This is a genomic window from Melioribacter sp., from assembly GCF_049325435.1.
GTDB lineage: Bacteria > Bacteroidota > Ignavibacteria > Ignavibacteriales > Melioribacteraceae > Melioribacter > Melioribacter roseus.
The window spans coordinates 24,136-49,508 of the sequence record NZ_JBMOLD010000019.1; the positions used below are offsets into that span (position 1 = coordinate 24,136).

Genomic DNA, 25,373 nt, shown 5'->3' on the forward strand with positions numbered 1-25,373 from the left:
GACTTCAAATGACGTTGACAAAATTTTCACTTAAAAGGAAAGTTACGCTCGTAATGATCTACAGCGTAATTATCGGTTTCAGTTTTTTCTCGTTTTCTCAGTTGAAAATCGATTTCTTTCCCAATATTACTTTCCCGATAGCAGGCGTAATTACCAACTATCCGGGCGTGGGTCCGGAAGATATAGAAAATTTAATTACCCGTCCTATCGAAGAGACTGTTTCTTCCGTTAAAAATATAGAGAAAGTCAGCTCGCAATCCTTCAAGGGCTCTTCCATAGTAACTCTCGAGTTCAAGTACGGTACGGATATGGATAAAGCGGAAAACGACATCAGGAAGAATCTCGATTATATAAGAGAATATTTGCCCGACGATGCGGAAGAACCTCTCGTTTTTGTTTTCGATCCTTCGATGATGCCGGTAAGTTTTATAAATATCAGTTCGCCTTATCTCGGTCCGGCAGAACTCCGAAGACTTTCTGAAGATGTAATAGAGCCGTTGCTCGAAAGAGTGGAAGGCGTGGCGTCCGTCGTTACTCAGGGAGGTCTGCGCAGGCAGATTAATGTCAATATGAATCCGGTTAATTTATCGGCATACAATTTATCGCCGAATGAAGTTTTAATGGCGATTCAAACGAGCAGCGGTTTGCAGCCTGCGGGAAATATTGAAACGGAAAATAAAAGTTATAACTTGAGAGTATTCAGCGAATACACTTCGATCGATCAGATAAAAAATACAATAATAACGTACAAAAACGGAACGCCGGTTTATGTAAAAGACGTTGCGAACGTTATTGACGGCTATAAAGAAAACGCCACGGAAGTGCGTTCGGACTATACCGAAGGCGTTATGGTTATGATTTATAAACAATCCGACGCAAATACGGTTCTCACAAGCCGACGAATTGCGGAAGCATTGCCCGAAATTACGAAACGCCTCCCTCAGGAAACAAAATTTACGGTCTTGTGGGACCAGTCGGATTTTATTTTGAGGGCGGTCAACAATCTCAGAAATACAGCTTTTATTGCCTTCATAATGGCGTTTATTGTAATCTATTTCTTTCTGAGAAACTTGCGCGGCAGCATAATAATGGGAATATCGATACCCATGTCGATTATAACCACATTTGCCGTTATGTATGCAGCCGACCTGACATTGAATATCATTTCGATGGCGGGACTGGCTCTGGCTGTGGGAATGCTCGTGGATAATTCAATTGTGGTGCTGGAGAATATTTACCGTCACAGAGAATTGGGCAAAGACGCCGAAACCTCCGCGGAACTCGGCGCTAAAGAAGTAGGCATTGCAATCACAGCCTCAACTCTTACTACCATAAGCGTCTTTCTTCCCGTCCTGTTCGTTCCGAATATTACCGGGCAACTGTTTAAGGATATGGTTCTGACAATTACGTTCAGTTTGGTGGTCTCTCTGCTTGTGGCATTAACGCTGGTTCCGTTAATGTCCTCTCAATTATTAAAGGTAAAGATTGATTCCTCTCCAAAAGGTAAATGGAGCCGCTGGAAAGATAAAGTAGGCGTAATGCTGGAAAAATTGTCGGCGAAATATAAAGGGTGGCTTCATTGGTCGATTAGTCATAGGAAAACCGTTTTGGCTGCGGTAACCTTTTTATTTGTTTTATCGCTTTCCATTTCCGGATTGTTGGGCGGAGAATTTCTGCCCAGAAGCGATGAAGCTTTGATTAATGTTTTGATTGAATCTCCGTCCGGAACCCCAATAGAAATTACTAGGAGATATGCGCACAATATTGAACAAATAATTAAAGAAACCGTTGCCCCGGAAGATCTGGAATCAGTATCGCTCTTTTTCGGAACCCGCGAAGGCATCGGGGCTTTCGGCACTACCGCCAGTACGATTGAGCTCTTTGTGAGATTAAAACCCGTCGAAGAAAGAAAGATATCCCAATTCGAAATCGAGGACAAATTGAGAGAAAAATTCGACGAAATTCCGGGCATAACTTATGCTTTCCAACAAGGCGGATCTTTTACTACCGAAAAAGACATCGAAGTGAAAATAATCGGGTTCGATATTGACGGCGCAAAAGCAATTGCAAATCAGATAAAATCTGAAATGGAAAAAATTGAAGGACTTGTAGATATCGCTTTGAATACAAAAGAGACCACGCCCGAACTGCAGGTTCATTTGAACAAAGAAATTCTGAATGATTTCGGATTGACAAATCTGATGGTCGCAGGCAATATATCGACGGCTATTCAAGGAAGAGTAGCTGCAATATACCGCGAAAAAGGCGACGAATACGATATCTACGTTCAATACGACAAGAAATATCGCAAAAAGAAGGACGCTCTTGAGAATATGGAAATAGTCCTACCGACCGGCGGCAGAATCAAATTAAAAGACGTGGCGGAAATTACCGAAGAAGAATCGACTCCTACAATATTCAGGGAAAATCAAAGCAGATTCGTCTCTGTGGGATGCGCTCTCTCCGGCATCGATCTTTCTACGGCAGTAGCTAAAATTAACGATATTATTCAGCGCACTCCTATCCCGTCGGAATATCAGGTTATTATCGGCGGTACGGCCGAAGACCAGCAGGAAGCGTTCTTTTATTTGGGACTCGCATTTATTGCGGCAATTTTACTCGTATATATGATTATGGCGTCTTTATTCGAATCTTTCGTGGATCCGTTAATTATTATGTTTACCGTGCCGTTGTCGATTATAGGAGTCATACTTTTTCTGGCAATTACAGGGACGACATTAAGCGTTATGGCATTGGTGGGAATTGTTATGCTTGTAGGTATTGCGGTCAATAACGGAATTGTATTGGTGGATTACATAAATCAGTTGCGAAAGGAGGGGTTGGAATTATTTGAAGCGGTTGAAGAAGCGGGTAAAACAAGAATGCGTCCCGTATTGATGACTGCTATGACAACCATATTGGGAATGGTTCCTCTCGCAATCGAACTTGGTTCCGGCGCCGAGACCTGGTCTCCGTTGGCAAGAGCGGTAATCGGAGGACTGTTAACGACAACGCTTCTTACTTTGATTGTAATACCGGTGCTTTATATTGTGTTCGAAAGAATGGGCGAAAAAATAAAGAATAAACTAAGAAAAAGGGCTGCCGGTTAAGCAGCCCTTTTAAAATTATCTTTTTTCGTACGGCGGTTGTTTAGGGAATTGCGCGGGATTTTTCTTTATTAAATCCGTAATCACTTCGATAGCTTTATCGAGTTGAGGGTCGATCCCTTTCGACAGTAATGCCGGATCGTCAATAACTTCGTAGTCCGGGTCGACGCCGTGACCTTCTCTGAACCATTTGCCGTCCGGGTCGTACATCCTGAAAGTAGGAACGGTTACAATTCCGCCGTCAATCAGTCTGGGCGCGCCTGTAATTCCGATCAATCCGCCCCAGGTGCGAGTTCCGACCAAAGGACCCAAGCCAGCTTTGCGGAAATAATCGGGGAATGCGTCGCCGCCCGAACCGCTCCAGCCGTTGATTAACATAACTTTCGGACCGAAGTGCGCTATGGGAGGCCACTTCCAATTTTTCCCGTCGCGCACCGCCCAAAATGCCAACGGCTTTCTGTTGAGTAATTCTATAAACCTGTCGGGTATTTGTCCGCCGCTGTTAAAGCGTTCGTCGATTATCAGTCCGTCTTTATCGAATTGCGCCATGAATTGGCGGACAAGTTCGGTTTGACCTTCGATGCCTGTATTCGGAACGTAGATATAACCGACTTTGCCGTTTGTTTTTTGATCGACGTATTTGCGATTCGATTCAATCCATGCGAGATGCCGGAGTCGATTTTCGGCGGAAAGGGTTTTTACATAAATTTTCCTGGCGCCTTCAAATGTCGGCTTGTCGTTAACGGTGAGTTCTACGGTTTTATTTGCTAGTCCTGTAAAGGCTTCCCAGGGCGCTTTTTTTGTGTCGAGTTCAACGCCGTTAACGGCAAGGATATAATCTCCCGCTTTTACATTCAAAGCTGGTTGGCTCAGGGGCGAACGCGTCTCAGCATCCCAGGGGGCGCCTTCGATTATTTTCTTTATCTTAAATCTGCCGTTATCCACCGTCCAATCGATGCCCAGATAGCCGACGTCTTTCGATTCGGGATAGTCGATATCGCCGCCGCCGCGGTATGTGTGCGAGGCGTTCAATTCGGAGATCAATTCGCCGATAACATAATTTACGTCTCCTCTGGTAATGCAATTGTCGATTAATTTACCGTAACGCTCCTTCATCTTTTTCCAGTCGACGCCGTGCATATTGGGATCGTAGAAGAAGTCGCGTTCGAATCTCCAAACGTCGTTGAATATTTGCTTCCATTCTTCTTTAGGCGCAATATTCATAACGAGGTTGTCCGTGGAAACGCGATCGCTTAGTTTCTGGTTTTCTTTTGAGTCGATTACGTAGACGGCTCTGTCTTTAACAACCAGTATTTTATTTCCGTCGGCGCTCACTTTGAAACCGTCCGCATCGTCGACTATATCTTTTTCTTTCATCGATTCCAGATCGAGATATTTCAGAGGTTTGTTCTTTGAAGAGGAGCCCGTATTGGGAAAACGATGGAATATCAGTTTCCCTTTAACGGCGGCTATCTCGGCAAAATTGCCTGCTTCGACGGGCAAAAGCTCAACTCTGTTTTCGAAATCGGCAAGGTCTATTTTTACGTCTTTCGACTTTTCATCTTTTTTATCGTCTTTCTTCTTGTCGTCCTTTTCTTTGTCTTTTTTATCCGTTTCTTCTTTTTTAATTGCGGTCGTATCGTTCTTTGCTGCCATTAAAGATTTTGTATTCTTCGAAAGAGTCGCTACTGCCAGTTTTGTAGTGTTGGAATAAATCCATGTGTTGTCGAGGTCGGAGTATATCGGGTTCAGTTCCCTGTTGGTCATAAAGAAAAGGTATTTCCCCTCCGGATCGAATACGGGATTGAAATCCGAATAGAAACCCGAAGTTAATTGTTGCGATTTCTCATTGTCCAGATTAAATAAAAACAGAGCGCTGCTGCGATTGGTCATATCTTTTGCATACGCCAGCCATTTGCTGTCGGGCGACCAATTTACTTTGAAATTATCGAGTCCTCCCTGATAGAGGTAATTGCATTTGTCAACTATGACGGTTTTGTTTTTTTCCATGTCATAGATATGAATCTGCATGGCTTTGTCGATAAAAGCCATTTTTTTGCTGTCGGGCGACCAATAAATATTATAACGATAGCCGTCTTCGAAGTCAGTCAGAATTTTGGTTTTCCCCGGATTCTCAAAATCATAGATCGTAAGGTTATACTCTCCGTTTATATCGCTCCAGTATGCTGCGTATTTGCCGTTTGGGGACCAAGCGGGATATCTTTCGGCCGAGGCGGAAGAATTGGAAAGATTATAAGTAACGCCTTCTTTTACAGGCGCCGAAAAGATTTCGCCCCGCGCTTCCAGAAGAACTCTGTTCCCGTCAGGCGAAATGTCGCCGTTGCTCAGATATTTCGATACGTTTTCTTCTTTGGGTAAAAGAGTAATATTGTCGGTGACGACTTTGATTTTTATTTCTCTTGTTGATTCGTCATTCAGGTTTAACAGGTAGATTGCGCCGCCGGCTTCAAATACGATTTCGTCTTTGCCGAGCGCGGGAAAATGAATGTCGAAATCCTTGAATTTGGTGATTTGTTTTAGCGCCTTTGTAGGAATGTCGTATTGCCAAATGTTGAATCTCTTTTCGCTGCCTCTGTCGGAAAGGAAATAAATTTTGTCGCCTCGCCACATAGGGAATTCATCGTTCGAGTCTCCTTCTATAATCAATTCCGCGGTTTTCTTTTCGAGGTCGAATATCCAGATGTCGGCGTTCATTCCTCCCCGGTATCTTTTCCATGTACGGAATGCTCGAGTACGGGGAGTATAAGCGATTTTTTTACCGTCGGGAGAAACCGACGCCATTTCGCCGTAGGGTATCGGAAGTTGCTCGGGCAAGCCGCCTTCTTTACTTACTTTGAAAAATTGATTAAATCGTTCCCTTCCGCTGTTCATCATCGAGGCAAAAATCAAATTTTTACCGTCGGGATACCAATCGATCAAACGGTCGGTATACCCGTGATTTGTAATTCTCTCCGGCGTGCCTCCCGTTGCGGGAATTATAAAAATGTCGATGTTGCCGAAATAATTGGCAATAAAAGCGATTGATTTGCCGTCGGGTGAAAATCTCGGGAACATTTCCATTCCTTTCGGGGAAGTTAATTTGTGGGCTATGCCGCCGTTCTTATCGACAACCCATAAATCATCGCCGTAAGAAAAGACGATTTGCGTCTCCGATACGTCGGGATTTTGAAACATGCGCGCGTCCACCTGAGCTTGAGCAGCCATTGAGAAAACGCACATTAAAAATAATGTTAAAGTGATCTTTTTCATATTGCCTCTTTATTATTGAGTGTGACACATTAGACGTGTCAAATTGAAAATGTCTCCGGGGATTTATTCTTCCGAAGTCCTTTCGCCCTTTGTCCTGGGCAGAGGAATGTATTCCACCGACGGGCGTCTCTGAGCTGTCTGGGGATAGAGAGCCATTAGTTGATAAACTTCGTTTGGCATTTCGGTAGATACGGGCAGACCCAGGTTAATGGCTTCGTCCACGGTAATCGGATAGTCGTGAGTCCAAATTCCCGAGGATAATTTTTCTGCGACTTCTTCGGCGTTATTAATTTTGCCTTCGATCAATCGGAGAATAACATTTTTGACCTGATTAATCGCTTTCTGGGAAACGTCCGCCAGTATTAAGGTTTCGTCGTCGATTTTATCGATCGGCTTTTTATTCAATATGCTCAAAATCGACGCTGCCGGTTTGGTTCCGATTTGAGGATCGAGCGGACCGAGCACCGCATTTTCATCCATTACAATTTCGTCGGCGGCAAGAGCAATCATTGTTCCGCCGGACATGGCGTAGTGGGGTATGAATACAGTCACTTTTGCGTGGTGCTTTTTGAGGGCGTTTGCAATCTGTTCTGTGGCAAGCACAAGTCCTCCCGGAGTATGAAGTATTATGTCGATCGGAACGTCTTTGTCGGTTAATTTTATTGCGCGCAGTATTTGTTCGGAATCGTTGATGTCGATATATTTCATAAGAGGGAAACCGAGCATGCTCAATGTTTCCTGGCGATGTATGAGCGCAATAACGCGACTCCCACGTTTCTTCTCAATTAATTCGAGCAGCTTAATGCGCGCCGAGTCGAGCATCTTTTTTCTTATCAAGGGCTGAATTGAAGATATTATTATAAATAACCAAAAGAGAGCAAGGAAATCCATTTACTCCTCCTTTCTTACCATGGATAAAATTCGTCAATATAAGTTCTTCTTTTTTTCCTGTTTCTTAGCATAAAGGGCAACAGTACGGCTCCGGCTACAAATCCTCCCACATGCGCCCAGTAAGCCACGCCGCCGAAAGCGGCGGTGTTCGAAACGATCGACAGCAATCCGCTGAAGAATTGAGTTATGAACCAGACGCCTGTATAGACGAGCGCGGGTATGTCAATAAAAAATGGTATAAATAAAATCGGGAATAGGGTAATAACTTTGGCGCGGGGATAAAGAAATATATATGCCGCCATTACGCCGCTTATGGCGCCGCTTGCGCCTACCGTCGGTATGACGGAATCCTGATTTAAATATATATGAAGAAGAGCCGCCGCCGTACCCGTCAACAAATAAAAAATTAAATAACGAAAAGAACCGAGTCGGTCTTCTACATTATCTCCGAAAATGTAAAGCGCCAGCATATTGCTGAAAATATGCGCCCAGCCCCCGTGTAAAAACATAGATGTATATATCGTGGAAATTTCGTATATATCAAAATCATTAATAAAGCGATACGGTACAACCCCGAAGAGTTTTACAAATATTTCGGCGTCTTTTCCTAAGCTCAACGTAAAGAAGAAAATTATTATGTTTAGAGCTATTAACGTCCAGTTAATTACGGGAAAATGCCTTGAAGGAATATTGTCCGATATCGGAATCATTTGGCAGCTCTCGATTTTATTTGCATAATAATTATTTTAAATTATAAAACAAAATTGGAAAAAAGGAGTTGCATGCTGCGGAAAGAAGAAATTATTATCGACGACAATCTGCGTCGCAATATTAAAGAGCTGGGAACAATTCTCGGCAATATTTTAATAGAGCAAGAGGGCAGAGAAATATTTAATGCCGTTGAAAACCTTCGGGTTTTGTCGAAAGAATTCAGATCGGGAAATACAGTGGAAGCAAAGAAAAAAATTAAGAGGATTGTGGCTGCTCTCGATGAAAACAAAGCTCGCAAAGTCGTAAAAGCTTTCTATATCTATTTCCTTATAGTAAATGCAGCCGACGAGGTGTTCCAAATATTAAAGAGAGAAAAAGAAAACAACGGCGATACGTGGAATAAATTGATTGAAGTCATAGAAGAGGAAAACGTCGAAGCCGAGCTCCTGAAAAAAGTGATTGAAAAGACCGAGATATCCCCGGTATTTACCGCTCATCCGACTGAAGCGACGCGCGAGACAATACTTCGGAAAATTCTCGAAATAACGAAACTTCTTTTGATGAGAGAGAAGGTCAACCGAGCCGGTTTCGAATACAGAAAAATTGAAAAACAAATCTACACTACAATAACTTTACTCTGGCAAACGGAGGAAATCAGGTCTTCCAAAATTACGGTTTATGATGAGATAGAAAGAATAATCTTTTTCCTTAAAAATATAATATATCAGGTGTTGCCGGAATTCTACGCGCGCCTCGATTATAAATTAAAAGAAAACTACGGCGAAAAGCTATCGGGCAAGCCTTTTTTGAGATTCGGCAGCTGGGTCGGAAGCGACCGCGACGGGCACCCCTTCGTTACCGAAGAAGTTACTAAATATACATTCAATTACCAGAAATCGGTAATCCTGAATCTGTACATAGACGATATTAAAAAACTGTACGAACAAATTAGCGCTTCTTACAAGATTACCGGCGCAGAACCCGCTCTTATCAGCAACGTGCTAAAATTTAAGAATAAACTTGGAAAAGAAATTCGTGAATCGATAGATCGAAATCCCAGCGAAATATACAGAGCGTATTTTCTGATAATCGAAGAAAGATTGACGCGCACGTTGAAGATGGAAGCATATTCGTACAAAAACGAAAAACAACTTCTCGAAGACCTCTATTTAATGTATATAAGTCTTCAAAAGAACAAGGGTAAAGAAATTGCCGAAAACTTTCTGCTGCCGGTTATTCGACGAATTGAAACCTTCGGATTTCAGCTTGCAACGCTCGATATAAGACAAAACTCGTCGTTGATAAGAAACGCTATCGACGACATTTTAAAAAAGAGCGGAGTTACGAATAAATACCTGCGTCTCAATGATAAAGAAAAAACGGAAATTCTTACCGCGGAAATTTTGAACGACAGACCGTTAATAGGGATAAATACAGAGCTGAAACAACCGACGAAACAGGTGCTCGGGGAAATCGGCTTGATTAAATGGTCGCGCGAAAATATTTCGTCAAACAGCAGTAAGGACTACATAATAAGCAATTGCAGCAGCGTAAGCGACGTCCTTTCTGCATTGCTGCTGGCAAAAGAAGCCGGCGTTATTAAAGTAAGGAAAAACAAAATACTGAATTCGCAGCTCGATATATTGCCGCTATTCGAAACAATCGAAGATTTGAGAGAGTCGCAAAATATAATGAAAGAATTGTTCGATAACAGAGCTTACAGGAATCACCTCGAATGCAGAAATAAAATTCAATATGTAATGCTCGGGTATTCCGACAGCAACAAAGACGGCGGTATATTGACGTCGAATTATGAATTGTTCAAATCGCAGGTCAATCTGAAAGCTCTGTGCGACAGGAACAATATCGAATTAATATTATTTCACGGAAGAGGCGGGAGCATTTCGCGCGGAGGAGGACCGGTTTTTCAATCGATTCTTTCCCAGCCGAGAGGCACTGTCAACGGTAAACTGAAAATTACCGAACAGGGCGAAATGATTTCATTTAAGTACCTGGTTCCTCAATTGGCTATCAGAAGTCTCGAATATTTTTCGTCGGCGGTTTTGATTGCCACTATTTATACTGAATTAAAGAAACAGCCGGAGTATTTATTCAGGTACAATAATCTGTTCGACAAAATTTCCGGTTATGCGTTTGAACACTACCGTTCTCTGATTGAGTCGGAAAACTTCATTGAATATTTCAGAACGGCTACGCCGATAGACGTAATAGAAAATATCGAAATCGGTTCAAGACCGGCTTCGCGTAAAAAAGGAAACGACATTAAAAATCTACGAGCCATACCGTGGGTTTTTGCATGGACGCAAAACCGTCAAACTTTGTCAGGATGGTACGGATTCGGCTATGCAATAAACCGAGCGGTCAGGGAAGGACTAACCACATGGAAAGAATTGTCGGAAATATTTAATTCGTGGAATTTTTTCAAAACGTTGATTCAAAATATTGAAATGGTTTTGCTCAAGACCGATGTAATGATAGCGCGTGAATATTACAGCGAGTTGTGCGTTAAAAACAAAGCCAACAAAAAGATTTTTAATTCTTTCGAGGAAGAATATAGGAGGTCCGTGGAAGCCGTATTGAAAATCACGCGGGAAAAAGAACTTCTCGGTTCAAACAAAATATTACAGCAATCAATTCTGCTGCGCAATCCTTATATTGATCCGGTAAGTTTTATTCAAATAAGATTTTTAAAGTTGTACAGAAATAAAAAATTGCCCGGCGACAAAAAGAAAAAAATACTGAACCTGCTCCGGGCTACTGTCAACGGAATATCTTCGGGTTTGAGAAATACAGGATAATGGAGGAAAAATGACAATAAAAAATCTGGACCAATTTCAGAAAAAAATAACAATCCGGAATTTACGGCCGGAGGATTACGACGATCTGGTAGAACTGCAAAAAAAATGCTTCCCCGGGATGAACCCGTGGACAAAGGAACAAATAGAAAGCCAGTTGCGAATATTCCCGGAAGGCCAGATTGTTATTGAGTATAAGAAAAAAATAATCGCTTCTTCTTCAAGTTTGATTGTCGATATAGATATCTACGACGAAGAGCATAGCTGGTTCGATATCAGCAGCAAAGGATATATTACAAACCATAATCCTCAGGGCGATACGCTCTACGGCATCGAAATTATGGTAGACCCGGCGTACAGAGGCATGAAATTAGCGCGTCGTTTGTACGAAGCTCGCAAGGAATTGGCTCGCCAAAAAAATCTTAAAAGAATCGTTATAGGCGGCAGAGTGCCCGGTTACAACGACTTCAAGGATAAAATTTCTATCGAGGAATACGTGGACAGGGTCTCGAGAAAAATAATTTATGACCCGGTGTTGACCACCCAATTATCCAACGGTTTTGTACTTAAAAGACTGATACCTAAATACCTGAATACGGATAAAGAATCGGCGGGTTATGCGACGCTTCTGGAATGGACGAATCTCAATTATTCGCCGACGTCAAAAAAGAAATATTACAGTTCGCAGCCTGTCAGAATTTGCGTGGTTCAATACAGAATGCGAAAGATAGATAACTTCGACGAGTTTGCGCGACAATGCGAATACTTTGTCGATGTGGCGTCCGGTTATAAAAGTGATTTTGTTTTGTTCCCCGAATTGCTTACTACTCAACTCCTGTCGTTCATCGATAATAAAAGACCGGGACTTGCAGCCCGCGAACTGAGCAATTTTACTCCGCAATATCTCGAGCTTTTTACCAATCTGGCAATCAAATACAACGTGAATATTATCGGCGGGTCGCATTTTGTAAACGAAAACGACCACCTTTATAACGTATCTTTCCTCTTCAAGAGAAACGGAGAAATAGGCAAACAATATAAAATTCATATTACGCCTAATGAAAGGAAATGGTGGGGAGTCGAACCCGGCGACAAAGTGGAGGTCTTTGAGACCGACGCAGGAAAAATCTCGATTCAAATTTGTTACGACGTTGAGTTTCCGGAGCTTGCTAGAATAGCCACCGAAAAAGGAGCCGATATAATATTCGTTCCTTTCTGTACGGACGAAAGGAAAGGATATTTGCGGGTAAGATATTGCGCTCAGGCTCGTTGCGTCGAGAATCAGGTGTTCGTGGCTATGGCGGGAACCGTGGGAAATCTGCCGGAAGTTGAAAATATGGATATTCAGTACGCTCAGTCGGCAATTCTCACTCCTTCGGATTTCGTTTTTGCGCGCGACGGTATCGCAGCGGAATGTACGCCAAATGTGGAAACAGTTGTTATCCATGATGTGGATATTGAATTACTCAGAAAAGCAAGACTGCAAGGAACAACCAGGAATTGGAACGACAGAAGACTCGACCTCTATAAAATCGACTGGAAAGAATAGAATAAGGCTGTCCTGTCAAAACAGGACAGCCTGAGTTCTAAAAATCATCAGATACTCCTCCGTTCGGAGGCATGTCTTCGCCCTGATTTTCGCGACGGTTGTTTTTATAGTTGTTTATGTTAAAACGGAGATTGAGCATTACAATCGGAGCTTCCCGTTTGAAATGACTGTAATTGTAAAAGTCGTGAGATTCTTCCTGCATCTCGAATTCAGCGGTGCCGAACAGGTCTCTTACCTGAAGCGTTACGCTCAGCATTTTATTGAGAAATTCCTGTTTCAGTGCAAGATTTGTAAACATGAAGGATTCGCGCCTGCCTTGCGAGGATACGCTCGGACTGTTGTAAATTAAGTTAAATTGAAGCGTGGTGCTCGTTGTCAATTTTATCGAGTTGTTGAATCGAACGTTCCAGTTGAAACTGCTTCTTTCGAAAGGTATGTCGTTTAATCGCCCTTTTATACGGTAGTTGTAGAGATTGCCCATCAGGTTTATATTCCAGTTCTTTATCAAATCGAAATTCAAAAAGAGTTCGGTTCCAAGCGAATAATCGGTGCCGACATTTTGCACGCTCATCAAAGTAACGTTATCCGAAAAAGCAGAGCGTACGCGTTCTTTTTTGTTTTTTACTACGCGGTAATAAGTTTCAACCGAAAATACAGTGTTGCCGATCAAAGTTTGATAGCCGAGTTCGTATGAATCGATATACTCGGGCAGAAGGGAAGGGTTCCCGATTCTAACGTTATATGCGTCCATCCATGTATAGAACGGTTCGAATTCCCATCCTCTGGGACGATTAATTCGCCGTGTGTAACTTGTCATTATTTCGTTGCCTTCGAAAATTTCGTACGAAATATGAAGCGATGGGAAAAAGTCCCATCTGTAAAGAGTGAATTCAAGACTGCTGTCGGGAATTTCGACGGACCTGCCGGTATATTCGGCTCTCAATCCGAATTGGTATCCGAATGTTCCGATTTTATCCTGGAACAACGAATAGATAGCCGATTCGTTCCGGTTATATTTGGTGGTATGGCTGTACTCCTCAATGAAATCATAATTTGAAGTTACCGGATTATAATTCAACAGTCCGATCGATTCGTCCGAAATGTCGATTTGTCCCTGATATCCCGCTTCGAATTTTCTTTCGCCGCCGAGGGGAAGCGTATAATCGATTTTAGCGGTGAATTCTTTGCCGGGACCGGATTCTGTATTTATTTTACCGTCTACTATTTTGTTGTCGAGTAGAAGATTGTTTCTCGATTCTTCGTCGGAATTGTCTCGGTCAAAACTGATGTCGGCGGTAAGCTGATGACCTTTTTCTTCAAAATTATGTATATAATTTAAAAAGAGGGAATAATAATCGCCGCTCCTCTTTCGGTTCGAACTGTTTATGTAGCTTTCGGGAAGCGTATTCAAAGAGTTCCATTGAGTATAATAAAGATTTGAATTGCCTCCGAACGAACGGCTGCCCGCTCTGCCTCCGAAAGTCAGAATCTTTTTATTGCCGAAATCGTAAGAAATCGAACCTCTTATTCCGTAATATTCTCTGTTTCTGTTAGACGTGCCGATTGAGTTATAGTATGTAAAAATATCGTTTCGGTTAGTCCAGTTGTTTTGATTCTGGTCTATTCCGAAATTTCTTTTATTGTAGTTTAAGCCGAGATTAATGTCGAGTTTGTCGCTTTTGAGGTCGGTTATTATTTCGCCGCCGTATTTGTCTTTCAGTCCGCCGTTAAGTTCTACCAATCCGCTCAGTCCGATATTCTTATTTTTTTTCATCACAATATTAATAATGCCCGCTGTGCCTTCCGGGTCGTATTTGGCAGAAGGATTTGTAATTATCTCGATGTTTTCGATTTCGCTGGCGGGAATTTGCTGAAGAATTTCATTCGGGTCTAATATGGACGGTCTGCCGTCGATAAGAACCCGAAAGTTAGTGCTTCCGCGCAAGCTGACATTGCCTTCGACGTCTACTGTAATTGAAGGTACGTTTTCAAGAATATCGACCGCGGTTCCGGAAGCGGCGACTATGTTTTGTCCCACATTAATAACTTTTTTGTCTATTTCGTAAGAAATCGGCGCTCGTTCGCCGCTCACTACAACGTCGTTGATGCCGACAGTGCGCGGCGAAATTTCGATAATTCCCAAATCGAGCGTGGTATTCGGTTTAATTGTGAGGTCGTTTATGAAACGATTATCGTATCCGATAAAACTGATGCGCAAATAATATTTTCCGGGTCTGATCTTTTCGATAAGAAAATTTCCGTTTTTGTCGGTGACTGTGCCTGAATACTGAGTTGAATCCGCGGCGTTGAATAAAACCAAATTAGCAAATTCCAGGGGATTTCTTGTCGATGCATCGAGTACGCGCCCGGTTAATTTACCTCCGCTCTGCGCTATAACTTGAGAAATGCCCAGCAATAGTAGGAATAATAATTTTTTCATTTTATGCTCCTTTCGAGAAAAATAAACAGCGGTAAGAAAATTATCGTTCATTTGACAGAGCGTCTTGCCAATGAGTTTAAAAATTTACACACCCATTACCGATTTTTATTTACTTCATGGGGGGAATTTTATATTTTTGTTAAAAAAAAGACAAAAGACACTTTTTATCTATAAGTGTGAACGGGTGATTCAATGCAGCGAAGAAAAGAAGAAATATTGGATTTTCTTGCCGAGGGTGTTTTTACAGTCGACAAAAACTTTGTTATTAATTATTTCAATAAGGCTTCCGAAAGAATAACCGGATTCGATCCGGATGAAGTAAAAGGGAGGATGTGCAAGCAGGTTTTTCAGTCCGACCTTTGCACAGGCAAATGTCCTATTGCGGAAGCTCTTTCAAGCGGCAGAAATCTGTTTGACTTAAAATCGAGAATTAAAAAGAAAGACGGCACGTTTGTAAATGTTAAGTTGAATGTCGGAATATTGAAAGACGAAGACCAGAACCCCGTTGGCGGAGTAGTAACATTCAGGGATTTGTCGTATTTGCTCGATAATAAATACGACAACTGCGAGCATTTCTACGGGATAGTTGGAAATAGTCGCGTTATGACTAATATTTTTAATTTAATTCAGGAGATAGCATATACCGACGCCAGCGTATTGATTACGGGAGAGACGGGTACGGGCAAGGAGATGATTGCCAACGCTATCCAGGCTACGAGCAAAAGAAAAAACGAAAAATATATTAAAGTGAACTGCGCCGTATTACCTCCGTCCTTACTTGCAAGCGAATTATTCGGGCATGCCAAAGGAGCTTTTACCGATGCGGTTAAAGACAGGATCGGCAGATTCGAATTAGCCGACGGCGGAACGATTTTTCTCGATGAAATTGCGGAAATGCCGATTCAAATGCAGGCTCAGCTGCTGAGGGTAATACAGGAAGGCACTTTCGAACGGCTCGGCGAGTCGATAACGCGTAAGGTGGACGTGCGAATTATTGCCGCTACGAATGTCGATATTAAAGAAGCAATAGAAGCCGGAAAATTCAGAGAAGACCTCTATTACAGATTGAACGTAATTCCGATTGAAGTGCCGCCATTGAGAGAACGCAAGGAAGATATTCCTTTTCTGGTTACTCATTTTCTTAAGAAATATGACTTCGTCTACAAAAAAGAGATTGTAAAAATCGATAAAGACGCGCTCGATATTTTAATAGCATATCATTGGCCGGGAAACATCCGCGAACTCGAAAACGTAATTGAGTATGCCGTCATTCGAACGAAAAGCGAGGAATCGATTACACTCTGTTCTCTTCCGGAATTTATATTCGACGGTAAAACTACATGCGGTAAAAAGCAAAGCCAGAGTGTAAGCCCTGCACGCCTGCTTCAGCTTCTTGAAGAAAACCACTGGAACAAGTCGAAAGTAGCTCGTCTACTGGGAATCAATCGTACAACTCTCTGGCGCTGGATGAAAGAGAGCAATCTTACCTAAAAACGTTGCAAGTGCAACATTGCGTTGCAATTTCGTAATTCTTTCTACACTAAAGAGTTACCAAAAAACGTTGCAAATGCAACACTCATGCAAGTTATAAAAGCATCTTTTTGTCTATTTAACTAACTTTTTTTTGGCAAGCATTTTGTATCGATTCCAGACATGAGTGAGATGCTTGGAAATTATCATTTTATGATCCGGGATTACTATTCGGCTCTGAACGAGCTGGAAAAAGCTCTCGATAAAGACCCCGGAAACAAATTAATCAGGAAAAAGCTGATAATATGCCTGACGCAGGTGGGTAAAGTTGAAGATGCCTTCAGTCAATTTTGTTCCCTTATTGAAGAGGACATTGAAATAATAATAAACACAAGACCCGATTGGGAGGATTGTCCCTGCCCTCATCTAGTAAATAAAATCGAAAAAGACGAAATACCCACGAAAAATAAATATGAAAAATATTTGCAGCTCGGTATGCTCTGGCTCTACTGCGACGCGAAAGAATCAATAAAAAATTTCAAAAAAGCTTCAAAATATAGTTCGGATGAAAGACTGTTTCACATAATAAAACTAATAGAACCGTACGTCAAACTAAATAATTAAAGGAGAAACGTTATGCCGAAAGAATTAACTAGAAAAGAATTTCTATCGAACACCTCCAAATATGCAATCGGCGCGATAGCCGGTGTCGCAGGTTTGAACGCATTGTCCGGAGGAAAAATTTTAGCTAGTCCAAAAGACGCAACCTGGCCCTGGCCGTACGAAGCATTGGACCCTGAAGACGTTCGTATCCGCGCCCATCATCTTTACTGGAACGATATGGATTGCTGTTCTGGCGCATACGGAGGTCTGGTTGAAGCGCTGAGAGAGAAAATCGGCGATCCATGGACTAATATGCCGATCGAGGTTATGCTTTTCGGTCGAGGCGGAGGCGTCGGCTGGGGAACATTGTGCGGAGCCACAAACGGCGGAGCCGCTCTTATCAGTCTCGTAGTACCAAAAGCCGACTCCGGAAAATTAATTAACGAGTTATGGGGCTGGTACTGCACGGAAAAACTTCCGAGCGACGCTGCCAATCAAGCTGCTGTCGACGGTAAATATATCGATAAAAAGTATAACGATGTTTTACCGCAATCGGTAGGAGGCAGTGTTTTGTGTCATGCATCTGTTTCTCAATGGTGTATGATTGCTAAGAAAAAAGTGAGCGATATCGAAAGAAAGGAAAGATGCGCTCGTCTTACCGGCGATGTTGCGGCAAAAACCGCTGAAATTCTGAACGCATATTTTGCAGGTACTTTTACATCTACATACGTTACCAATGAATACGCCGCTCAATGTCAGACATGTCACGGTCCGGCTGCTTTCAATACGGTTATGACTCAGATGGATTGCGAACCGTGCCATGGCGATCCGCACAGTGTTACGGGACTAATCGAGTCCGACGGCTCAATTCCTTCGGATTATCAGTTGTCGCAAAATTATCCTAATCCCTTTAATCCGTCTACAAAAATTCAATTCGCCATACCTAAAAATGAAAAAGTGTCAGTAGTGGTTTACGATATCATGGGGCAGGAAGTTAAAAGGCTTATCGACCATGAATTGTTGAACCCCGGCAATTACACCGTTGAATGGAACGGCACGGATAACTTCGGTAAGAAAGTTACAAGCGGTATCTATTTTGCAAGAATGACCGCCGGACAATATCAGTTCACACGCAAAATGAACCTTGCGAAATAATCATTTCATTGGGCTGCGGATAATTGTGTCCGCAGCCGCACTTTTTATTTTCCCGTTTGATAATAAAGTCGATAACGCATATTATTGTAGTATTGATTGAATAAATTTTCAATGAAACATACTACGATAAACGATATTGCCCGGAAATTAGGAATCTCGCCTTCGACAGTTTCGAGAGCCTTAAGCGACCATCCCGATGTTAAAGAGGAGACGAAGAAAAAAGTCAGAAAAGCAGCCAAAGAGCTAAATTATACTCCCAATCAGATTGCACAGAGCCTGAAGACCAAACGCACAAATGCAATCGGAGTAATAGTGCCTGAAATCAAACACGACTTTTTCTCTTCGGCAATCAGCGGTATTGAAGAAGTTGCATATCACGCAGGATATACCATAATTGTATCGCAGTCGAACGAGAGTTTTGAAAGAGAAGTCGTCAATACTACAGCCCTGGTTCAGCAGCGTGTTGCGGGTTTGATTGTGTCGATATCTCAGAGTACAAAGTCGGGAGAACATTTTCAGGCGCTGATTGACAGGGGCATACCGCTTGTCTTCTTCGACCGTGTAATCGACGAACTCGACGTATTCAAAGTCATAATCGACGATAAACAGAGCGCCTTCAAAGCAGTCATGCACTTAATTGAAAGAGGCTACAGAAATATAGCTCATCTGGCCGGTCCTAAAACGCTCGAAATTTGTAAAGAGCGCCTGGAAGGGTATAAAGAAGCTCTTTTATATGCGGGCGTTCCGTTAAAGGAAGAATATATAATATACGGCGGCATGCACGAAAACGACGGTTATAGCTCTATGGACGAATTAATCAAAAAAAGAACGGTTCCCGACGCGGTTTTTGCCGTAAACGATCCTGTGGCGGTAGGAGCCTTTCAAAGAATAAAAGAAGAAGGTTTGAAAATACCGGATGATATCGGAATAGTGGGGTTTTCGAACAACAAAATAACAACTTTGGTGGATCCGCCGTTGACAACCGTCGATCAGCCGTCTTTTGAAATGGGCAAAAAAGCGGCTGAAATACTGATAGATCTTATAGAAAATCCCCAGGAAAGTATAAAGCCTTCGGTGGTTGTATTGGATACGGAATTAATCGTAAGAAAATCGACATAAAAAAATTTTTAACATTTTCTGCAAACGTTTGCATAATTCGTTTTTATTACTTTATTTTGACTCTTGAATTTGTTCTTTCTCCATCTGTAGCTGATACCTGGCATTTTAATTCTAATAAATAAAAAAGGTAAAAATATGGAAGCAATCGGGCTCTCCTTTATCGACTGGATTATAATCCTTATCTATTTCGTCTTTGTTATCGGAATCGGTTTCTACTTGAAAAAATTTACGACGAGCGAGGAAGATTTCTTTCTTGCCGGACGAAAAAATTCTTCGTGGGTTGCTGGACTCGCATTCCTTTCGGCTAATCTCGGCGCCCTCGAATTGCTCGGCATGACGGGCAACACTTTCAAATACGGGATGTATGTAGCTCATTTTTATTGGATAGGCGCAGTCCCGGCTATGCTGTTTCTCGGAATCTATATGATGCCTTTTTACTACAGCAGTAAAATAAAGTCGATTCCCGGATATTTGAAACTCCGTTTTGACGAAAAAACCAGGGTTATTAACGGAATTTCTTTTGCCGTAATGACACTGCTCGTCTCCGGTATTAATCTTTATGCAATGGCTCTTGTACTCCATACATTTCTGGGATGGAACTGGGATGTTAGTATGTGGGCCTCGGCTGCTACTGTTGCGGCTTATGTTACGCTGAGCGGATTAATGTCGGCAATTTTTACGGAAATTATTCAGTTTTTCTTAATCTGGTTCGGTCTGTTCCTTGTTTCAGTTATGGGTATAATTGAAATCGGCAGCGTGAACGATATTTTGAGCAGACTGCCGGAATCGATGAATACGCTCTGGTCTACTTCCGGCGATCCGACTCAAAACGGCATGTTGGTTCACTGGGCGGGCATTGTGCTGGGGCTCGGATTTGTTTTGTCGTTCGGCTACTGGACGACGGATTTCCTTGTAGTGCAAAGAGCGTTCTCCGCCAAAGATTTAAGAGCCGCTCGTATGACTCCGATTTTAGCCTCATTCTTTAAGATGGCTCTTCCCTTTATTGTTATTTTAGCCGGTTTGGTCGCTATAGCTCTTTCGAATGATCCTTCGAGCGGTTTTAAATTATTGGAAGACGGGGGACAGGTAAATTACGATTCGGCCTTGCCGCTCCTGATTGCACGATATTATCCGAGCGGTTTGGTAGGTCTCGGCGTAACCGCTTTGCTTGCGGGCTTTATGGCGGGACAGGCGGGCAATATCAGCGCTTTCAATACGGTCTGGACGTACGATATTTATAAATCGGTACTGAATAAAAACGCCTCCGACAAACACCTGCTCTGGATGGGAAGAGTATCTACGGTAGTTGGAGTTATTCTTTCGTTGGGAACCGCTTATTGGGCAAAAAGTTTTCCGAGTATCATGGACTATATGCAGGCAATCTTTTCGTGGGTAAACGCTCCTCTCTTTGCCACTATGCTGCTCGGCATGTTTGTCTGGTGGATTACCCCAAACGGCGCTTTCTGGGGATTGGTAATCGGTATGCTTTCTTCTTTCTTTATGTACCTGGGCGTAAAATTCGACTGGTTCAATGAGAGTATTATAACAATGTCGAGCGTACAGAGCGATATGGCGGCTAACTTCTGGAGAGCATGGTGGGCTTGGCTAATTTGCGCTGTGCTGACGGTTGTTATCAGTTTGTTTACCAAGAAGAAGCCGAAAGAGGAACTTGTCGGTTTGGTCAAGGGATTAACCGAGGAGAAAATTGACAAAAACATTCCTCTTACCAAAAAGCCCGAGTTCTATGCGGTTATTTCGTTAATTGTTTTAATTATTCTAAATGTAATCTTTTGGTAAAAACCAAGGAGATAAATCATGAAACCGATATGGTATTTTGTAGGATTAATACTTTTAATAATGGGCGGGATAATTTTTCTGAACGGTATCTATCAGGCGCTTTATCCCGAAACGGTAAATACGGTTCTTAAAGAAACTCACCCTTCTCTCTGGTGGGGAGCTGTGATGGTTCTATTCGGCGCGGTCATGTTTTTCAAAACTAAAAATCAGAGTGTCTGAAAATGATTGATTCCATTAAAGAAAAATTCTACGAACTCTTCGAGGGCGAACCTGTAATAGTCAGATCGCCCGGGAGAGTCAATCTTATTGGCGAGCATACCGATTATAATATGGGATTTGTTCTGCCGGCTGCAATCGATAAGGCGGTTTATTACGCAATTAAACCGAGAAAAGACAAACAAGTAAACCTGTTTGCGTTTGATCTTAACGAAGAATGGCAATTTGAAGTGGACGAAGTAAGAAAATCGGAAAAAAGTTGGGCAAACTATTTAATTGGCGTTGTCGACCAGATTAATCAATCCGGCAGAGAAATAATGGGATTCGATTGTGTGTTCGGGGGGAATATACCGATCGGCGCGGGACTCTCTTCTTCCGCAGCAATTGAAGCGGGGCTGGCTTACGCATTGAACAATTTGTTCGATCTGGGTTTCGATAAAATCGAATTGGTTAAGTTGGCTCAAAGAGCGGAAAATCAATTTGTCGGAGTTCAATGCGGAATTATGGACCAGTATATTAATATCTTCGGCAAAAAGGGCAATGTATTGAGAATCGACTGCCGAAGTCTCGATTATGAATATTTCCCGTTTGAATTCGACGGTGTTTCGGTTGTGCTCTTTAACACGAATGTTTCTCATTCATTGGCGTCCTCCGAATATAATCAAAGAAGGAAGGAATGCTCTGCCGGCGTGGATATTATTAAACAAAAATATCCGCATATCGAATCGCTCAGAGACGTTACTCTCGATATGCTTGAAGAAAACAAGGATCAACTTGACGGCGTAATCTATAAAAGATGTAAGTATGTGATTGAAGAAAACGAACGGCTCCTGAGCGCATGCGAAGCGTTGAACAAAAATGATCTGCGCGAATTCGGGCAATTTATGTACGGTTCGCATCAGGGTCTGAGTAAGGAATACGAAGTAAGTTGCCCTGAACTGGATTATCTTGTTGAATTGGTCGCCGATCGGGAAGGAGTATACGGAGCCAGAATGATGGGCGGCGGATTCGGAGGCTGTACGATAAATCTGATTGAAAATAAATATGTCGATTCCGTGTCGCAATTTGTAAAAGAAAATTATAAAAAGAAATTCGGTATCGAAGCCGAAGTTTATATCACTTCAATAAACAACGGAACGGAAATTATCGAGTTATGAAGAATTCAAATTTGACCGATTACCCTCACAGAAGATTGAATATTTTGACGGGCGAGTGGACGCTTTGCTCTCCGCATAGAACAAAAAGACCCTGGCAGGGAGAACAATCGGAAACGCAGGAAGACAAAAGACCTCAGTACGACCCGCAATGTTATTTATGTCCGGGTAATGTGAGAGCCAACGGCGAACGGAATCCGGATTATACATCGACTTTTGTTTTTACAAATGATTTTTCCGCTTTGTTGGAAGAAGCTCCGAAATTCGACCTGAACGAAAAAAATCTGCTCGTAGCTAAAAGTCAGAAAGGAATTTGCCGGGTTGTAAATTTCTCGCCCAGGCACGATTTAACATTGGCCGAGATGAACACGGAAGATATCGAAAACGTAATTTCCGTCTGGCAGAATGAATTTGAATTCCTCGGAAGCAAACCTTTTATAAAATATGTCCAGATATTCGAGAACAAAGGGAAAATTATGGGGAACAGCAATCCCCATCCTCATTGCCAGATTTGGGCGCAGGAAGAGATTCCCAACGAACCTCTCAAAGAATTAAAGCAATTCAGGAAATACTTTAATAAGAATGAAAGAACTTTGCTGCAGGATTATCTGAAGCTTGAACTGCGCAAAAAGGAACGCTTGGTTTATAGCAACGATTCGTTTGTTGCCGTGGTGCCGTTCTGGGCGGTTTGGCCATACGAAACTTTGATTGTATCCCGCAGACCGATATCGAATATTTTACAGTTCAAAAAAAAGGAAAAAAGAGATTTCGCCGATATACTCAAAACAATAACAACCAAATACGATAACTTATTCAAAGTATCTTTTCCGTATTCCGCAGGGCTACATCAGGCGCCAACGGACGGAAGGGAACACAAAGAATGGCATTTTCACATGCATTTCTATCCGCCTCTTTTGAGGTCGGCTACGGTTAAGAAATTTATGGTCGGCTACGAAATGCTCGCCGAACCCCAGAGGGACATTACGCCGGAGTATAGTTCGGAAATTCTGCGTAAATTGCCGGCTAAACATTACAAGGATATGCAATGAAAAATTCGAATCTTATGCCGGTAATAATCGCTCTTGTTTTATCGGTTGTTTCGGTCAAAACTACGGCGCAAAACAACGGATACGATTCCACTTTGGCAAAGCGGCTCGGCGCAGATCAATACGGCATGAAAAAGTACGTGACGGTATTTCTCTACCGCGGCGACGTTAAAATCGAAGACGAATCTAAACGGAGCGAAATTCAAAAAGCGCATCTTAAAAATATTACTAAACTAGCGGAAGAGAAAAAATTGATTTTAGCCGGACCGTTTCTGGATGACAGCGATATGAGAGGGATTTTTATTTTTGACGTTGAGTCTTTGGATGAAGCCAGGAGGCTTACCGAATCAGATCCCGCCGTGAAAGCCGGCGTTCTTAAAATGGAAATAAAGTCGTGGTACGGCTCCGCGGCGGTTATGATGATACCCGAAATACACTCAAAATTAAGCAGGTTAAATATTGCCGATTAGGCGATACCGAGCTTTTTCATTTTACTTTGCAAAGTTGTCGGCTTTAATTTCAAGAGCGCTGCCGCGCCGTCTGCGCCGTAAATTTTACCTTTCGATTTTCTGAGCGCCCTGAGTATAATCTTTTTTACTTCTTCGTCGAACGCAGCTATTGTGTCGTCGCTTTCCGCCGTATCATGGTTGATTTCTTCGTATTCGAAAATTATATGTTCGGGTTTTATTACTCCGTAATTGCACAAAATAATTGCCCTTTCTAGTGTGTTCTGAAGCTCGCGTACGTTGCCGTGCCAACTGTAGTTCTTCAGTTTGCTCAATGCTTCTTCGGAAAGAGTTATGTTCGGTTTGTTGAGCTTTTTTCCTAATTTTTCTATGAAATGATTGGACAGTAAGAATATATCTTCTTTTCGTTCTCTGAGCGGAGGAAGTTTTATCGGAAATACATTCAGGCGGTAATACAAATCTTCGCGGAATTTTCCTTCTTTAACTTTTTCAAGCAAATCTGCGTTTGTGGCGCAAATAATCCTTACGTCGGATTTGATGGTTTTTTCGCCGCCCAATCTTTCGAATGTTCCTTCCTGAATTGCGCGCAGTAATTTCGGTTGTATTTCGAAGGGCAGGTCGGCAATTTCGTCCAGAAAAAGAGTGCCGCCGTCGGCAAGTTCAAAACGTCCCCGTCTTTGCGACACCGCGCCCGTAAAAGCTCCCTTTTCGTGTCCGAATAATTCGCTCTCAGCCAGATTGTAATTTAGCGCTGAACAATTAAGCGTTATGAACGGTTTATCGGAGCGGTTTGAAAGAGCGTGAATTGACTTTGCAACCTGCTCTTTACCGGTGCCGGTCTCGCCGAGTATCATTACGTGTGATTCCGTCGGGGCAACCAATTTGATTTTTTCGATTATCTGAATCCATTTTTGCGATTTGCCTACCAGACCCTCGAGAACGGATGATACATCTCCCAACAGAGAATTTCTTTCGTATATCAAAGTTTGTTTTTCATTCAGCAGGGAATCGTTCATTATCGATTGGGCAAGAGCCAGAGATATCAATTTTGACAATGTATTAGTAAGATTGACTCTCATCGGTGTGAACATATCGCACTGTCGATGATCAAGAGTCATCAAACCGAGTATTTCTCCGTTAATCTTCAGCGGAGCCAGCATACACGAATGGCCCAAAGGGAGGTCGATAACGCCTTTGTATGTGTCGTCGTGATGGGGATCTTTCGATTCTTCCACCAATTTTACGTTTCCGGATATGAGAACGTCCCTTATGTCCGTCCTTTTTTTAAGGTCAATTTCGAAATTGTAGATTTCGTCGGTTATCAGAGGCCCTTTTGCGTAACGAACTTTCAATTTGTCGTCCCCTTCCCGGCTCGATATAACCGCAAGTTCATACGGCACAATCTCCTGTATGGCTTCCAACAGTATATCCATTGTAACCGCAGGCGTTAAATAGCTGATTGTATTTAATTTCAGTTCGTTCATATTATACACCGATTAATAGTTGGATAACGAAATATCGTTTGTTAAAATAACTAAATATAGTTATTTCTTCAACAAGTG

17 protein-coding genes are annotated in these 25,373 nt (G+C 42.3%); 12 read left to right on the top strand and 5 right to left on the bottom strand.

Annotation, left to right across the window (positions count from 1 at the left end):
* Positions 1–8 precede the first annotated feature (8 nt).
* Positions 9–3,110, top strand: a complete 3,102-nt coding sequence (locus tag ACOYVE_RS13970) for an efflux RND transporter permease subunit (RefSeq protein ID WP_422882462.1) — start codon at positions 9–11, stop codon at positions 3,108–3,110.
* A 15-nt stretch (positions 3,111–3,125) separates the two neighbouring features.
* On the opposite strand, the gene ACOYVE_RS13975 is transcribed toward ACOYVE_RS13970, so the two are convergent.
* The 3 genes from ACOYVE_RS13975 to ACOYVE_RS13985 form a co-directional block, all read right to left on the bottom strand.
* Positions 3,126–6,377 carry a S41 family peptidase gene (locus ACOYVE_RS13975; RefSeq protein ID WP_422882463.1) on the bottom strand — a complete coding sequence of 1,084 codons (3,252 nt, stop codon included), beginning with the start codon at positions 6,375–6,377 and terminating at the stop codon, positions 3,126–3,128.
* Positions 6,378–6,440: 63 nt separating this feature from the next.
* A complete protein-coding gene (locus ACOYVE_RS13980) occupies positions 6,441–7,268 on the bottom strand; it encodes an SDH family Clp fold serine proteinase (RefSeq protein ID WP_014855159.1) in 828 nt (275 codons plus the stop codon).
* A gap of 14 nt (positions 7,269–7,282) precedes the next feature.
* On the bottom strand, positions 7,283–7,978 hold the full coding sequence (locus ACOYVE_RS13985; protein ID WP_014855158.1) for a rhomboid family intramembrane serine protease: 696 nt from the start codon (positions 7,976–7,978) through the stop codon (positions 7,283–7,285).
* Between the two features lie 72 nt (positions 7,979–8,050).
* Between ACOYVE_RS13985 and ppc the strand changes: the two genes are divergently transcribed.
* Positions 8,051–10,798, top strand: coding sequence for a phosphoenolpyruvate carboxylase (ppc, locus tag ACOYVE_RS13990; protein WP_157867289.1), 2,748 nt, complete (start codon positions 8,051–8,053; stop codon positions 10,796–10,798).
* A gap of 10 nt (positions 10,799–10,808) precedes the next feature.
* Complete coding sequence (locus tag ACOYVE_RS13995) at positions 10,809–12,344, top strand: bifunctional GNAT family N-acetyltransferase/carbon-nitrogen hydrolase family protein (RefSeq protein ID WP_014855156.1); 1,536 nt, start codon at positions 10,809–10,811, stop codon at positions 12,342–12,344.
* 37 nt (positions 12,345–12,381) lie between these two features.
* Here the strand turns inward: ACOYVE_RS13995 and ACOYVE_RS14000 are convergent, their stop codons facing one another.
* Positions 12,382–14,784 carry a TonB-dependent receptor domain-containing protein gene (locus tag ACOYVE_RS14000; protein WP_422882466.1) on the bottom strand — a complete coding sequence of 801 codons (2,403 nt, stop codon included), beginning with the start codon at positions 14,782–14,784 and terminating at the stop codon, positions 12,382–12,384.
* Between the two features lie 192 nt (positions 14,785–14,976).
* Here ACOYVE_RS14000 and ACOYVE_RS14005 point away from each other — a divergent pair, with 192 nt between their 5' ends.
* The 9 genes from ACOYVE_RS14005 to ACOYVE_RS14045 all read left to right on the top strand — a co-directional run bounded on the left by ACOYVE_RS14005 (position 14,977) and on the right by ACOYVE_RS14045 (position 23,814).
* Positions 14,977–16,275, top strand: coding sequence for a sigma-54 interaction domain-containing protein (locus ACOYVE_RS14005; protein ID WP_422882467.1), 1,299 nt, complete (start codon positions 14,977–14,979; stop codon positions 16,273–16,275).
* A gap of 171 nt (positions 16,276–16,446) precedes the next feature.
* Complete coding sequence (locus ACOYVE_RS14010) at positions 16,447–16,878, top strand: tetratricopeptide repeat protein (RefSeq protein ID WP_041355748.1); 432 nt, start codon at positions 16,447–16,449, stop codon at positions 16,876–16,878.
* Positions 16,879–16,890: 12 nt separating this feature from the next.
* Positions 16,891–18,012 carry a C-GCAxxG-C-C family (seleno)protein gene (locus tag ACOYVE_RS14015; protein ID WP_422882468.1) on the top strand — a complete coding sequence of 374 codons (1,122 nt, stop codon included), beginning with the start codon at positions 16,891–16,893 and terminating at the stop codon, positions 18,010–18,012.
* Between the two features lie 111 nt (positions 18,013–18,123).
* Entirely contained in the window at positions 18,124–19,131 is a 1,008-nt protein-coding gene (locus ACOYVE_RS14020; RefSeq protein ID WP_014855151.1) for a LacI family DNA-binding transcriptional regulator, read from the top strand.
* A 135-nt stretch (positions 19,132–19,266) separates the two neighbouring features.
* Positions 19,267–20,928, top strand: coding sequence for a sodium:solute symporter family protein (locus tag ACOYVE_RS14025; RefSeq protein WP_014855150.1), 1,662 nt, complete (start codon positions 19,267–19,269; stop codon positions 20,926–20,928).
* Between the two features lie 18 nt (positions 20,929–20,946).
* Positions 20,947–21,147: a hypothetical protein gene (locus ACOYVE_RS14030; RefSeq protein WP_014855149.1), complete on the top strand. Its 201-nt coding sequence runs from the start codon at positions 20,947–20,949 to the stop codon at positions 21,145–21,147.
* Positions 21,148–21,149: 2 nt separating this feature from the next.
* The gene (locus tag ACOYVE_RS14035; protein ID WP_014855148.1) at positions 21,150–22,301 is read left to right on the top strand and encodes a galactokinase; all 1,152 of its coding nucleotides are present in this window, start codon (positions 21,150–21,152) and stop codon (positions 22,299–22,301) included.
* The gene (locus tag ACOYVE_RS14040) at positions 22,298–23,347 is read left to right on the top strand and encodes a UDP-glucose--hexose-1-phosphate uridylyltransferase (RefSeq protein WP_014855147.1); all 1,050 of its coding nucleotides are present in this window, start codon (positions 22,298–22,300) and stop codon (positions 23,345–23,347) included. Before ACOYVE_RS14035 ends, ACOYVE_RS14040 begins: the two co-directional genes overlap by 4 nt.
* Entirely contained in the window at positions 23,344–23,814 is a 471-nt protein-coding gene (locus ACOYVE_RS14045) for a YciI family protein (protein WP_014855146.1), read from the top strand. The genes ACOYVE_RS14040 and ACOYVE_RS14045 overlap by 4 nt, the downstream gene beginning before the upstream one ends.
* On the opposite strand, the gene ACOYVE_RS14050 is transcribed toward ACOYVE_RS14045, so the two are convergent.
* Positions 23,811–25,295: a sigma-54-dependent Fis family transcriptional regulator gene (locus ACOYVE_RS14050; protein WP_014855145.1), complete on the bottom strand. Its 1,485-nt coding sequence runs from the start codon at positions 25,293–25,295 to the stop codon at positions 23,811–23,813. The genes ACOYVE_RS14045 and ACOYVE_RS14050 overlap by 4 nt on opposite strands.
* Positions 25,296–25,373: the final 78 nt, after the last annotated feature.